We start from the raw sequence: 13,634 nt of genomic DNA on the forward strand, positions 1-13,634 counted from the left end.
GGCGGGGGTCATGGTACGGCGACAAGGTATTTTTCTCGGTTTCCTGCTTCTTGGTGTTGCGGGTAGCATCGCGTTTCTTGTATTTCAGGGAGGAGGACACTCCCCCGATCGGGTAATCTCGTACCCTCCTTTGGACATTCTGGAAGAGACTCGCCGGGAAGAACCTCCTGTTGTACAGGAGGATGACCTTGTTCCGGTTTCTCCTCCCGAAAAACTAGCTGATCCTGCACCCCGGTTGTATCTGGTTTTGGACGATGCCGGGCAATCATGGGATGAGATGGAGATGTTTTCTGCCCTGACCGTGCCCTACACGGTGGCGGTGCTACCCGGATTGCCTCAAAGCCAGGAGGTGCTCCGGCAAGCGCAGAGCCGGGGGTATCAGGTAATTCTTCATCAGCCCATGGAGGCCTTCAACGGTCAGAACCCGGGGCCGGGAGCCATTTTTGCAAACCAAAGCATTGAGGAATCCCTGGAGATACTGAGAGAGAACCTTGGGCGCTATTCCGGTGTGGTGGGATTAAACAATCACATGGGGAGTCGCATCACCAGTGATCCCTCTTTTGTGAGGCCCCTCCTGCGAGAGGTGAAAGCCCAGGAGCTCTTCTTTCTGGACAGTCTTACCACCGGGAAAAGCGTGGTTTCTGCTGTAGCAGCTGAAGAGGGTATTCCTGTCCTGGTGAGAGATGTCTTTCTTGACCACCATCGAAGCGAAGAAGAAATACGGGGCCAGCTGGATCGTGCTCTGGAGATAGCCCGCTGCCGGGGCCAGGTCATAATGATTGGTCATGTGACCGTTCCGGAAACAGCTCGAGTCCTTATAGAGCGGCAAGATGAAATCCTTCGGGAGGGGTTCCGTTTTCTCCCTCTCTCCTGCGCCTGGGAGGCCTGTGATGCTAGTGCTTGGAATTGAGAGTTCCTGTGACGAGACCTCGGCCGCCGTTGTTCGCGATGGTCGTACCATAGAGTCCCTGGTGGTGGCGAGTCAAAGCGATATCCACGCCCGTCATCATGGCGTTGTACCCGAGATCGCCTCGCGGGCTCACGTGGAGCAAATTCTTCCCGTGGTGTCCCGTGCGCTCCACGAGGCCGGAGTTGACCCGGTCCATTCGGGGCTCTCGGGGGTGGCGGTTACAAACCGACCAGGGCTGAGCGGTTCTCTGGCTGTGGGAGTCTCTTTTGCCAAGGCCTACGCCCTCGGAGCGGAGCTCCCCTTTGTGGCGGTTGATCACATGGCCGCCCACGCCTACGCAGCGCAGCTGGTGAACCCCGAAGAACCTCCTCTGGCGTATCCCTACATTGTTCTCCTTGTTTCCGGGGGGCATACCATTATTGCCGTGAGCCGGAGTCCCGGTGAACTGGAGATACTGGGAACAACCATCGACGACGCCTGCGGAGAAGCCTACGACAAGGTGAGCGCCTATCTTGGCACGGGATATCCCGGGGGACCTGTGATCGACGACTTGGCTCGTCGGGGCGACTCCCGGGCCTGCCGTTTCCCGCAACCCAAACTGAATCGCAACGATAACCGCTACGATTTCTCTTACTCGGGCCTCAAGACTGCCGTGGTGCACCAGCTGGATCGCTTCTGGAACGATGAGTACCCGCGAACCCGGGAGAACATCGCGGCTGCTTTTCAAAAAGCAGCGATTGACATGCTCATGACCAGGGTAGAGAACGCCCTGGAGGATACAAGTATTGCCAGGGTGACCGCCGGTGGCGGGGTCGCCTCTAATGGATATCTGCGGGAGCGTCTTTTGGCGTTGGCCGACCAGGGGGTAGAGGTTGTCTTGCCTCCTCCGCTGCTTTGCATGGATAACGCCGCCATGGTCGCAGGTTTGGGGCACCAGATGCTCTCTGCCGGCGTTCGAAGCGGTCTTGATGCGGGAGTCACCGCCCGGGTCGCCTCTTTTCGCCGACGAGGGCGGCCCCATCCATCACAGTAGATTTCCGAACTGATCGGCCAGCTCCTGCAGGTCCTGATCGTCTTCAAAAAGAGCTTGCATTGGCGGGACCGGCTCCTGGATGATCCGGTGCGCGCAGTGTTTGATCCCCTGGGAATAGGGGCATTCGGGGTAGCGCAAAAGGGTGGGGGTTCGTTCCAGAGGGCTTCGCGAGGCATATTCGTCCTGGGGGAGATAGGCGATGAACTCGATCCCGCTTTTCAAATTGTCCTGAACTACTTTTCGAAGCCGCCCGCCCAGACGGATGTCCTGGGCTGTGCGGCCCATGTTCATCACAACCCGGGGGCGGAACTGCGAGAGAGCCTCCCGGGCACGGTTGCCGCTTTCGGCATCCAGGCGGTGGATCTGCTCCACCAGCTCCTGGATGTGGTGATTGCCGCCCTCCATTTTTTGTTGAAGAAAATCCATAACCAGGTGGCGCTCGGAACTTTTGGCAGAAAAACTGCGCTGGAGCAAGCGAAACATGGCTGATTTCAGGAAGGAATAGGCGTTCAGAATTGCCGTTGTGTCCGGTGATGTCACAAGCAGTCCCGCAGAAGAGGTAAGGAAAAGGTCCAGGGTGTTGTAGGTGGTGCCGGAACCCAGGTCAAGGATGACAAAATCTGCCGGTATGTCTGGCAGCTGCTTGAGAATTGCCTGCTTCCGGTGAAAAGGGAGGTTAGCCGTTGCGCAAAAGAGTCCGTCCCCGGGAATAAGAAAGAGTTGGTGCTGTGACGTTTCTACCAGGAGTTCTTCAAGGGTTTCTGCCTTTTTGTAGATGAAGTGGCCAATTCCGGGGTGGCTGTTACGGATGCCCAGGAGGGTGTGGAGGTTGCTTCCTCCCAGGTCCAGATCTATCAGGACCACCGTTTTGCCTTGTTGCGCCAGGGCGATGCCCAGGTTTGCTGCAAGAAGGGTTTTTCCAACCCCTCCTTTTCCGCTTGCGATGGGGATCAGGTGCTGCATAGATCCTAACTATAGGGTGAACTGGGCGAGAGTTCAATAAAGAGGGGGAGATCATCCCGTTGACCCCCCGGGGTGATCCGATAATACTATCGCCCATGAGTTACGATGCAATCATTGACAAGGCAATTCGCCGGGTTCCTGATTTCCCCAAACCGGGAGTTCTCTTTTATGATCTTACCAGCCTTTTGGCGCATCCCGATGCGTTCCGTCATACTCTGGATCGCATGGTCGAGACCTACCGGGACACCAGGCTGGAGGCCGTGGCCGCTATTGAGGCCCGGGGGTTTTTGCTGGCCGCGCCTTTTGCCTATCGCCTGGGAATCCCCCTGATCCTGTTGCGGAAAAAGGGCAAGCTTCCCGGCGACACCCTGCGTCGATCCTTTGATCTCGAGTACGGCCGGGACACGATCGAGGTTCACCGGGAGGACGTTCCCGCGGGAGGGAACGTTCTGGTGGTGGACGATCTGATTGCCACGGGAGGAACGGTGGAGGCGGCGTGTGCTCTTCTCGAGGAGGCTGGCGCTGTGGTGTCGGGAGTTTTTGCCGTGGTGGGGCTTCCCTTTCTGGGATACCAGGAGCGTCTGGGGACACGGGATGTACAGTGTTTGCAGTATTATCAAAGCGAGACGGCTTGACATCCTTCATGAATAGGCGGTAGTATCCGCTTCGAAAGAGCTGATTCCCGGTGGTGTAATTGGTAGCACATCAGATTCTGGCTCTGACAGTGGGGGTTCAAGTCCTCCCCGGGAAGTTTTTTCTACCCGGCCCGTTCGTCTAGCGGCTAGGACGCGGGATTCTCATTCCCGAAACAGGGGTTCGATTCCCCTACGGGCTATCAAGGATGGTGAGTTTTTACAGCTCACCGTCCTTTTTTTCTTCCCTCTCATCTATTTCCGGCTCTATTTCCGGCTCTATTTCCGGCCCATACCGGGACACCCTGCGGAACCGGGCACTCTGCGGAACCGGGACACCCTGCGGAAGGCGATAAAAAATACGGGAAGAGAACTCTCTCTCACCAAAATTTTGCCTCAAAACAGAACACACGCCAACCGCCCTCGCGTGAATGCCTCGATCACCGCCGCTGTTCGATCAATGAGAATTAGATCAATGAGAAAAGGTGTGAATAATGTGAACAACCTGTTATGGATCGGGCTCCCCCGGCCCGCACTGTCCACGGATCAGCTGTGGTCGGGGGCAAAGTGCGCGGCAAATTCCTTAATTTTTTCTTCCCTGAGATTAAACTGGCTTTCTTTGGTTTTTGCCAAAATGCGGATGACCAGTCTGAAGAAGATGTTCATTGAACTGAAATCGAACTCGTAGCCAAAGCTTCCTGTCGAGGTGGCGTGGGCGACGAGATCTACACCCAGAGAGGTTTCCAGTTGCTCGCGAGCTGTGTGCTCCTCACGGCAACACACAAAGAGACCGATGGTCTGGCAGAGAAGCTGTTCCTGATGGGCAGTGCAGAACTGCCTGACCTCTTTCTGTATGGATCCGGCATAGATAGAGCCACCAATCAGCACCTGATCATAGGTGCCGGGGTTCGGCGCATCCTCCCTCACAAGATTGACAAGCGTGATATCGCCGTGCAACTGCCGGGCAAGGGTCCGGGAGGCTTTTTCGGTGGCTCCGTACCTGGTAGCGTATACAATCAGTGTTTTCATGAGGATTATTTACCCTGCATGCTATGTAGCACACCGAGAGGCGGGGTGCAAGTGGGCCTCTTCACCGCAAGTGTCTCCACCGCAGGATGGATTCCCGGGGACCTCCTGTTTTCCGGGTATGCTATACTCGGTGGATATGGTCTGCTTTATCCGGTTCTGTATCATCCTGCAAGAGGTTCCGATATTCACCCCCCGGGTGGAAACCTCCACCAGGATCCTGCTCCAGGCTGCCCCGCAGGAGGTTTCTGAGAAGGGCCGTCCCGGCAAAACCTCCGAAGAGGGAAGGCGATGACACCCGAGGTCGGGAAGGTTGTGGTCGTTTTCAAGACACACCTTGACGTGGGTTTTACCGATTATGCCTGGAGGGTTCAGGAGCGCTACCACGAGGTTTTTATCCCCCGGGCGATCAATCTGGCGAAGCAGATCCGGGAGGAGGGCTCTGACATCTCCTTTGTCTGGACAACCGGGTCCTGGCTGATCCATGAGGCTCTGGAATGCTGCCGGGGGAGGCGACTGAAAATGCTGGAACGTGCCATCGAAGAGGGAGACATTGCCTGGCATGGCCTTCCTTTTACCACCCATTGCGAACTCATGGAGGCGTCGCTTTTCCGGTTCGGGCTTTCCCTGAGCGAAAAACTGGACAGGCGTTTTGGAAAGACCACGGTCTCTGCAAAGATGACCGATGTTCCCGGGCATACACGCAGCATCGTGCCCCAGCTAGCGGATGCAGGGATTCGCTTTCTCCATATCGGGGTGAACCCGGCATCGACACGGCCGAGGATACCCGATGGGTATGTCTGGAGACACTCCGACGATTCTGAGGTTCTTGTTGTTTACGGGGGAAACAGTTATGGAGGAACCACGGTGCTGCCCGGGGTATCGACGGGCCTTGCCGTAGTCCATTCAAACGATAACCATGGACCGCCGGGGGCAGCAGAAGTTGAGGAGTCCTTTCGAGGATTGCGACAGGCCTTTCCCCGGGCAGAGGTCGTTTCCGGACGGCTCGATGATTTTGCCGTAGATCTTGATGCTGTCAGGAATAATCTGCCTGTCGTCACGGACGAAATCGGGGATACCTGGATTCATGGTGTGGGTACCGATCCGGCAAAGGTATCGGGCTTTCTTGAATTACAGCGTCTGGGCACCCTCTGGGAGAACGCTCCCGAAGGAGGTCCTGATCCGGAAAGTTTTGATGCTTTTCGTCGCGTGCTCCTGCTGATCCCTGAGCACACTTGGGGAATGGACGAGAAGACCTTCCTTGACGACTACCGTCATTATACCGCTGCGGATCTTGAGAAGCTTCGCAGAACCGAGGTGTGCATCCGGTTTGAGCGTTCCTGGCAGGAGCAACGCCGATACCTCGATCAGGCCCTGGGTCTGCTCAAGGACCCGCAACGCAGGCAGGCCCGGGAGGCTCTGGATTCTCTTGTTCCACAGTACCCCGACAGGAGGGGCTATGAACGGATCGGCCATCCCGGGATGATCTTCAGCACCCCCTTGATGACAATCGGTTTCGACGAAGAAACCGGGGCCATATGCCATATGAGAGAACGAACCAGCAGGCGACTCTGGGCGACACGGCCACATCCTCTGGCCAGCTATCTATACGAAACCTTCTCGGCCGAGGACTACAACCGGTTTGGTCGTCAATATGTGCGAGCCTGGCCCGGGGCAGAGGCCTGGGCCAGGAAGGATTTTACCAAGCCCGGTCTGGAGGCCCTCGACATACCGCACCAGACCGTTGCCCCCATTCTGGATGCCCTGTGGTACCGGACCGATGAGGCAGGAGATGCGTGGTTCATTCTGGAAATGACCATGCCCGAAGGTGCGGTAAGGGATTTTGGAGCACCGGCACAGCTAACGACCCAGGTCCATGTCCAGGCTGGAGCGCCGGAGATTGATCTGGTTTTCCAGTGGTTCAGGAAGAAGGCCTGCCGGATACCCGAAGCATCCTGGCTGTCTTTCCTGCCTCGTTCCGGACATCGTCCTGCCTGGGCCTTCAGAAAAATGGGAAGCTGGATTTCGCCAACCCAGGTCGTGTGGAACGGAAACAGAAAACTCCACGCCCTTGAGGAGGCCCGGTACCGGGATGACAGAGGCGGCATGACCATTGTTCCCCTGGATTCTCCCCTGGCTGCACCGGGAGAGCGGTCCCTGCTGGACTTTAACAACCGGCAACCTTTACGGACAAAGGGTGTTCATTTTAATCTCCACAACAATGTCTGGGGAACGAACTTTCCCATGTGGTACGAGGAAGATGGGCGCTTCAGATTTACCATCAACGTGGGAGATGTCACCCTGTGAATGACCAGAGGCACCAAAAGATTATTGCCCGCAATCTTGAAGCATTGGGAGTTCTCCCGGGAGACACTCTCCTGGTTCATTCCTCCTGTAAATCCCTGGGCCCCCTACCTGGCGGGATAGAGGCGGTTATCCAGGGCTTTCTCCGTGCAATCGGGCCGGGAGGGACCCTCATGATGCCTGCCCTGAGTTGGAACTTGAGACCTCCCGATGTCTTTGATCCCTCTCTGACGCCGGTAAACGTGGGGGCGATCCCGGAGTTTTTCCGCAAGGCCGAGGGCGTTCTCCGAAGTATTCATCCCACCCATTCGGTGTGCGCCACAGGAAGACGTGCAGAGGAACTCCTGGCAGATCACGAGCTGGATAATACTCCCTGTGGTCCGCACTCGCCATTTCACAAACTGGTGGAGACCGAGGGGAAAATCCTCATGGTGGGGTGCGGGGTGAGGCCCAACACCACCATGCACGCCCTTGAAGAATACCTGGAGCCGCCGTATCTCTACGGAGAAACCTGTCTCTTTACAATCAGGGACCATCACCTCAGGACGTATTGCAAAGAATACCGAACCCACGGGTTTGTTGCCCGCGGGTTCTCCCAGCGATACGAACGAATACTGGCCCTTGAGACGGACGCCTTTTTGCGAGAGGGCCAGGTCTTGCAGGCGCCAGCGGTTCTTCTGGACGCACCGGAACTCAAAAGGGCCGTTCTGGAAAAACTTCGAGAAGATCCCTTGTTTTTTGTCGACAGCCAGCACAGCCAGGACAGCCAGGGCAGCCAGGGCAGCCAGGGCAGCCAGGGCAGCCAGGACAGCCAGGACAGCCAGGACAGCCAGGACAGCCAGGGCAGCCAGGGCAGCCAGGACAGCCAGGACAGCCAGCACAGCAGGAGGGGCAGATGAAACAGCTCGTGATTTTTTGCCATCCATCGATGGAGAGTTTTTGCAATGCCCTGGCGGAAAGATACTGCGCAGGAGCTCAAGATGCGGGGAACGATATACGGCGCATTAATATCGGGGAGATCGCCTTTGATCCGGTTTTGCGGCAGGGTTACGCCCACGACCAGCCCCTCGAATCAGACCTGGTGATGGCCCAGGAGACCATCCTGTGGGCTGATCATCTTGTCTTCGTCTATCCCACCTGGTGGGCCGCTCCGCCAGCCGTGCTCAAGGCTTTCATAGAACGGGTCTTCCTGCCGGGCTTTGCCTTCAAGTACAAGGAAAGCAGGAAAATAGTCGCCTGGGACAAACTTCTGCAGAACAAATCGGCTCGGGTGATCAGCACCATGGATTCACCTCCTCTCTACTACAAAATGATCATAGGCGACCCTGGCTATAAAATGATGAAAGACATCATGAATTTCTGCGGGATCCGACCCGTTGCACAAACCTACGTGGGTTCGGTAAAATTGTCCTCCCCGGCAAAACGTCAGGACTGGCTCGAAGGCATGTACCGGATCGGCAGCAGAAGCTGATTCCCCCCGATCAGAGTCGGCGAGGTGTGTATGAAACCGTGCAGGCCCAGGGGGCAACAGCATGGTTTGTCGGCGCAGGGCTGCCGCAAGAAGCAGTAACCGGCACACAACCAGCGAAATGCTTGACAGCTTTGATTTGCTAATGCATAATTTTGCGTCACCCTCGGTGTTTTATGCATCTTTGAGGGCGCTTTATGCATACCAGACACCAATACTTACTAGTGGAGATCCAATGAAAGCAACACGTAACATCAGTCTTCTTGCCGTCATCGCCCTGATAGCGATGCTCTTCGCAACGGCCTGTGGTGCCGATCGGACAAGTCAGGGCCCGGCCCGTCTTGCTGTGGCAACGGGAGGAACCGCCGGAGTGTATTTTCCTCTGGGTGGGGCCTTTGCCAATATCATCAACGAGAAGGTGTCCGATGTTACGGCCAACGCCGAGTCAACGGGAGCGTCGGTGGAAAACGTGAACCTCCTGAACAACGGCGATGTTGATTTTGCCACAATCCAGAATGACATCTCCTACTATGCCTTCACGGGCACCGAGATGTTCTCCGACGTAGCCGCCATGACCAACCTCAGGGGCGTGGCCACGCTGTATCCCGAGGTTGTCCAGATCATCACCCTGGCCAATTCCAATATCAGAAGCGTCGAGGATCTGCGCGGACGGCGCGTTGCCGTTGGCGCACCGGGAAGCGGGGTAGAAGCCAACGCACGACAGGTCCTCACCGCCCACGGGATCGGGTACAATGATATCCGGGCGGATTATCTCTCCTTTGCCGAAGCAGCCGACGCTCTGAAGGATGGCAACGTTGAGGCTGCTTTCCTCACGGCTGGTACACCCACCGCCGCCGTCACAGACTTGGCAACCACCCATTCTGTCCGGATCGTTCCCATCGCCAGCGCAATGGCCGAGCGGCTTATCGCCGATTTCCCCTTCTACAACCAGGTTCGTATTCCCGCCGGGACTTACCGGAACCAGGCCGAGGATGTGGAGACCGTGGCGGTCATGGCCATGCTCACCGTGCGCGAGGGTCTGGAAGAAGAGATGGTATACAACATTACCAAGGCACTCTTCGAGAATCTCGATATGCTGGCGGCAGCTCACAGCAGAGGGGGTGATGTAGTCCTCGAAACTGCAACGGACGGAATGTCGCTGGACCTGCACCCAGGAGCTGCCCGCTATTACTCCGAAATGGGGCTTTAAGCCGAAAGCGGAAAAGTTGATACGCCTGAGGAGATGGCCCTGGCCATCCCTCGGGATACGAACCGGCCTGTGGGCCGGTCTTTGCACTGCGGGAATCGTGGCGGGGGGCGTCTGTTTGTGGCCTCTGGAGGGCCTCCGGCTACAACCGGAGCAGGGTTCTGCCAGGTTCCTGCCAGTTGCCAGGGGCAGCGAGATCCACCTGATTTATCGCCATTCCGTGGCGCGCAGCCTCGTTTCAGAGGTTTTTGGTGTGACCCCCTGTGGAACACTGCGTTTGCAGCGAACAGCCTACCATGACTTCGGGGCAGGCCTGCCCGGTCAGACGTCCCGAGGCTTCTCTCATCGCGACGGGATGTTCGTGATCGACGATATCGATTTGGAACTGTCTGAACTGCCTCTGAGGATTGGCCGAACCGCCGAACACCGTCTTTGGATACCACCAGGGGGAGAGATCAGACTTGCGGAGTTGTTTTCGCCAGGGTCGCTGGTTCGTGTGGAACCGGCGAGAAGAGCTCTCTGGAATTTTGTCTTTTTTGGGGGACACAGCAGCGTATGGAAGAACGGCCAACAAGTATTCACGACAGTTTTGACGAAAAAATAGATATTGAAGAGACCCTGGCCGAGTTTGAGGCCTCATCGCACATGCGAAAGCTGGCGGGGAAGCTGGCCATGGTGGTCGCCCTGGGCGCAGTGGTGATGTCACTCTTCCATCTCTATACGGCGGGCTTCGGCACGCTTCTTACCATGAAGCAACGGGCAGTGCATCTCCTGTTTGTCTTTGTCCTGGGATTCCTGCTGTACCCGCCCAGTCGCAAATCGGCGATGAATCGCATCCCCCTGATAGACTGGCTTCTGGCAGCAGCCGGGGTTATGGTGACAAGCTATATCCTCTTCAACTACGAGAGCCTGGTCCGACGGGGCGGCATGCCAACCCCGGTTGATATGGTCTTCGGACTGATCACGGTACTGCTGGTGCTGGAGGTTGCCCGGCGCAGCATCGGCCCCGAGTTGCCCTTCATTGCCCTGGTTTTTATCGCCTACGCCCTTTTCGGGAGCTATATTCCCGGTGCGCTCGGCCATCGGGGCTACAGCGCGGCCAGGGTGATCAATCAGCTCTACATGACAACCGAGGGTATCTTCGGGACACCCTTGGGGGTTTCGGCCAGTTTTGTTTTCATGTTTATCCTCTTTGGCTCCTTTCTGGACGTCACAGGGGTGGGAAAGTTCTTTATCGATCTCGCCTTTGCCGCTGCGGGGCACAAAAAGGGCGGGCCTGCAAAGGCAGCCGTCCTGGCCAGCGGTTTCATGGGGTCCATCTCGGGGAGCTCCATCGCCAACACCGTCACCACCGGAGCCTTCACCATCCCCCTCATGAAAAAGGTCGGCTACCACGCCAACTTTGCCGGAGCTGTCGAGGCAGCCGCCTCCACGGGCGGGCAAATCCTCCCTCCCGTAATGGGCGCGGCCGCTTTTATCATGTCGGAGTTCACAAACATCCCCTACATCAGGATAATCGGAAGCGCCGTTATCCCTGCTTTGCTCTATTATCTCGGTGTCATGATGATGGTCCATCTCCAGGCCTCCAAGCGCGGTCTTGAGGGAATCCCCAAGGAGGATCTGCCGCGCTGTAAGGAAACCTTCCTCAAAGGATTCCACTTGCTGGTGCCGCTGGTGACGGTGGTGCTCTTCCTGCTGCGTTACTCTCCCCTGCGGGCCGCCTTTCTCAGCATTCTTCTTGCCCTTGTTGTGTGTATGCTACGCAAGCATACCCGCATCGGATGGCGTGATATCTTTCTGGCCCTCGAGGACGGCGCCATCAAGGCAATCGGCGTGGCCGCTGCCTGCGCCTGCGCAGGAATAATCGTGGGGATCGTAACCCTCTCAGGCCTCGGCCTGACCTTTGCCAACCTGGTGGTGAGCCTGGCCGGGGGCAGACTCTTTCCCACACTCCTTCTCACCATGTTTGCCTCGATCATTCTCGGGATGGGCTTGCCCACCACGGCAAAATACATCGTTCTGGCCACCATGGCTGCTCCGGCCCTGGTACAGCTGGGCGTTCCCCTGATCGCAGCACACCTTTTCATCCTCTATTTCGGTGTGATCGCCGATGTCACACCACCGGTGGCACTCGCTGCCTACGCCGGTGCCGGCATTGCCGGCGGAGAATCCTTCAAAACAGGCCTGCAGGCACTCAAGCTGGCATCAGCCGGGTTTCTCATACCCTTCATATTCGCCATGAGCCCGGAACTGCTCCTGATCAATGTTACCCCCCTGCAAGCCGTTATTGCCGTAACCTCAGCCTGCCTCGGAGTAGTGGCCTTTGCCAGCGCGGTGCAGGGCTACTTCCTGTCGCCCACCAGACTCTGGGAACGGGCCTGTTTCCTGGGGGCCGCCCTGATGCTGATCATCCCGAACATTCACATGGACCTGATTGGTATCGCTCTCCTGGCCCTGGCCGTGCTCGGACAGGTCCTCTCGGCTTCTGCCGCAAAACGCGCCGCAGCAGAACAAGCCGTTACCAGATAGTCGGCGATCACAGAACCGATCGCCGATCTCCCCCTCCAGAACCAGGGCAGGGCGTGCCCCTCGCGCCTGCTCGGGTCGTGCTTTGCGGGGCTCCGCTACCCGCTCCGGCCCTGCCGGTCCCGGCAGGGCAGCCTTCGGCTCCCCTCCAATCACTCACGCATTCTTTCAGGCCTTTTTCATCCTGTGACAGTTTATGTCATACCCTCCCGCGCATACTAAGCTCACCACTGTGCAAAAAGGAGAATCTGTGAAAAAAACGATCTTGATCACCACGATGGCATGCCTTCTGGTTGGAGTGAATGGGCAATCTCTGTTTGCCGATCCCTTTTCTCACCGTCAGGATATCCCGGTAGTACAGGGATGGAGCCTGGGGATCGGTTTCTCCGATCTCTACGACACCCATGGGCATGGCGGAAAAATTGGTTTCTGGGGACACCACGTCGGATTTGAAGCTTCGATCTATTCATCGGCGCTTCTTCTGAACCTGGAATACCCGAAGGGATGGGAAGATAATATCGAGCGAACGGTGAGCCATGTCATGGCGGGTATCAAGTTCGGGTCCCAGGTTGAGCGAGCCAAATGGTACGGGGTTGCCTCTGTCGGCGGGTTGGTGGAAGTTGTGGAGGACGACACCGAAGAGAACAAGCTGACCACGGAGATAGCTGTTTTCTCCCTTGGGGGCGGTGTAGATTTTGCCATCACTCCCAACCTGCTGGTTGGAATTGATATGTTTAACCTGCGCTACTACGCCGGAGATGTCACCCTTGAGTCGTACGGTTCATACGACAATGGATGGGATCGAGATTCTCTCACCCTGGAAGGGGTGCAGTTTTCCTTCTTTGGCGGAGGACATATTTCCTACCAGTTTTAAGGCGGCCCGGAATGGGGGGCAACCTGCTGCTCCCCTCCAATCACTCGTGCTCAGGCTAAACTCACAGGCGCCCCGAGAAGGGGTGCTAGGTTGATCGCTCGAGATCCCCGATCTCCTGCTCGGAAAGGCCGGTGATCTCGGCGATGTCGGAAAGGGGGAACCCGCGTTTCAGCATCTTCAGGGCATCTTCACGACGAGCCTGATGCATGCCCTGCTGCATGCCCTCTTCCTTGCCGCGTTGCTCGGCGCTGCGTAACCGCGAGCTGACATCGCGTTGCCATTTCTCACGCGCCTCGGCGATGTCCATAAGCTCGTCGTCGGCAGTAAAGGTGCGGTAGACTCTGTGGGCCTTGCCCAGAGCAGGGTTGTCCTTCAGCAATAGCGTCATATCCTCCTCCTCCACGGTGCCTTCGTGCTCGAAGTAATAACACCATGTATCAAGTTTGTCCTTCACATCACCGGTGCTTTTCAGGTGATTCTTGGGCAGTTCGATGAAATGGATCTGCAGGTGATCGGATAGCACATACTCCGGTGCGTCGGCCTCGGTGATCTGGAAACAGCTATGATAGCCGGGAAGCTGGGGGAAGATCTCGAAATCCAGCAGGTTGATACAGACCGAGGGGGTCAGCTCGATATAGTCGTCACCTTTCTTCAGCTGCCCGGCGTAACTCCTGGCCCAGTAGTACAGGCT

Annotated in this window: 13 protein-coding genes and 2 tRNA genes; 12 read left to right on the forward strand and 3 right to left on the reverse strand. The window is 57.1% G+C overall.

The annotated features are described in order from the left end of the window. Nucleotides 1–10: 10 nt before the first annotated feature. Entirely contained in the window at nucleotides 11–910 is a 900-nt protein-coding gene (locus tag BW950_RS03740; protein WP_076487944.1) for a divergent polysaccharide deacetylase family protein, read from the forward strand. Beyond that, complete coding sequence (gene tsaD / locus BW950_RS03745; protein ID WP_076487945.1) at nucleotides 891–1,943, forward strand: tRNA (adenosine(37)-N6)-threonylcarbamoyltransferase complex transferase subunit TsaD; 1,053 nt, start codon at nucleotides 891–893, stop codon at nucleotides 1,941–1,943. Before BW950_RS03740 ends, tsaD begins: the two co-directional genes overlap by 20 nt. Here the strand turns inward: tsaD and BW950_RS03750 are convergent. Next, complete coding sequence (locus BW950_RS03750; protein WP_076487946.1) at nucleotides 1,935–2,906, reverse strand: nucleotide-binding protein; 972 nt, start codon at nucleotides 2,904–2,906, stop codon at nucleotides 1,935–1,937. The genes tsaD and BW950_RS03750 overlap by 9 nt on opposite strands. A 95-nt stretch (nucleotides 2,907–3,001) precedes the next feature. Here BW950_RS03750 and BW950_RS03755 point away from each other — a divergent pair, with 95 nt between their 5' ends. The 3 genes from BW950_RS03755 (at nucleotide 3,002) to BW950_RS03765 (ending at nucleotide 3,741) form a co-directional block, all read left to right on the forward strand. Then, nucleotides 3,002–3,541, forward strand: coding sequence for an adenine phosphoribosyltransferase (locus BW950_RS03755; protein WP_076487947.1), 540 nt, complete (start codon nucleotides 3,002–3,004; stop codon nucleotides 3,539–3,541). A 44-nt stretch (nucleotides 3,542–3,585) separates the two neighbouring features. Next, nucleotides 3,586–3,657: transfer RNA gene (locus BW950_RS03760), tRNA-Gln, on the forward strand. Nucleotides 3,658–3,669: 12 nt separating this feature from the next. After that, nucleotides 3,670–3,741: transfer RNA gene (locus BW950_RS03765), tRNA-Glu, on the forward strand. Nucleotides 3,742–4,084: 343 nt separating this feature from the next. Here the strand turns inward: BW950_RS03765 and BW950_RS03770 are convergent. Then, entirely contained in the window at nucleotides 4,085–4,567 is a 483-nt protein-coding gene (locus BW950_RS03770) for a flavodoxin domain-containing protein (protein WP_076487948.1), read from the reverse strand. Between the two features lie 288 nt (nucleotides 4,568–4,855). Here BW950_RS03770 and BW950_RS03775 point away from each other — a divergent pair, with 288 nt between their 5' ends. From BW950_RS03775 to BW950_RS03805, 7 genes are all read left to right on the forward strand, one after another. Next, the gene (locus BW950_RS03775) at nucleotides 4,856–6,871 is read left to right on the forward strand and encodes a DUF5054 domain-containing protein (RefSeq protein ID WP_076487949.1); all 2,016 of its coding nucleotides are present in this window, start codon (nucleotides 4,856–4,858) and stop codon (nucleotides 6,869–6,871) included. Next, nucleotides 6,868–7,767 carry an AAC(3) family N-acetyltransferase gene (locus tag BW950_RS15230; RefSeq protein WP_076487950.1) on the forward strand — a complete coding sequence of 300 codons (900 nt, stop codon included), beginning with the start codon at nucleotides 6,868–6,870 and terminating at the stop codon, nucleotides 7,765–7,767. The genes BW950_RS03775 and BW950_RS15230 overlap by 4 nt, the downstream gene beginning before the upstream one ends. Continuing rightward, nucleotides 7,764–8,339, forward strand: a complete 576-nt coding sequence (locus BW950_RS03785; protein WP_076487951.1) for an NAD(P)H-dependent oxidoreductase — start codon at nucleotides 7,764–7,766, stop codon at nucleotides 8,337–8,339. The genes BW950_RS15230 and BW950_RS03785 overlap by 4 nt, the downstream gene beginning before the upstream one ends. Before the next feature lie 232 nt (nucleotides 8,340–8,571). Beyond that, entirely contained in the window at nucleotides 8,572–9,546 is a 975-nt protein-coding gene (locus BW950_RS03790) for a TAXI family TRAP transporter solute-binding subunit (RefSeq protein ID WP_076487952.1), read from the forward strand. A 97-nt stretch (nucleotides 9,547–9,643) separates the two neighbouring features. Next, nucleotides 9,644–10,147, forward strand: a complete 504-nt coding sequence (locus BW950_RS15520) for a DUF1850 domain-containing protein (RefSeq protein ID WP_076487953.1) — start codon at nucleotides 9,644–9,646, stop codon at nucleotides 10,145–10,147. Then, nucleotides 10,099–12,072: a TRAP transporter permease gene (locus tag BW950_RS03800; protein WP_076487974.1), complete on the forward strand. Its 1,974-nt coding sequence runs from the start codon at nucleotides 10,099–10,101 to the stop codon at nucleotides 12,070–12,072. Before BW950_RS15520 ends, BW950_RS03800 begins: the two co-directional genes overlap by 49 nt. Nucleotides 12,073–12,319: 247 nt before the next feature. Continuing rightward, the gene (locus BW950_RS03805; RefSeq protein ID WP_076487954.1) at nucleotides 12,320–12,943 is read left to right on the forward strand and encodes a hypothetical protein; all 624 of its coding nucleotides are present in this window, start codon (nucleotides 12,320–12,322) and stop codon (nucleotides 12,941–12,943) included. An 85-nt stretch (nucleotides 12,944–13,028) separates the two neighbouring features. Here BW950_RS03805 and BW950_RS03810 read toward each other — a convergent pair. Further along, the coding region (locus tag BW950_RS03810) for an Rpn family recombination-promoting nuclease/putative transposase (protein ID WP_076487955.1) at nucleotides 13,029–13,634 on the reverse strand (606 nt) is incomplete at its 5' end.

It is taken from the genome of Alkalispirochaeta americana, assembly GCF_900156105.1.
Lineage (GTDB): Bacteria > Spirochaetota > Spirochaetia > DSM-27196 > Alkalispirochaetaceae > Alkalispirochaeta > Alkalispirochaeta americana.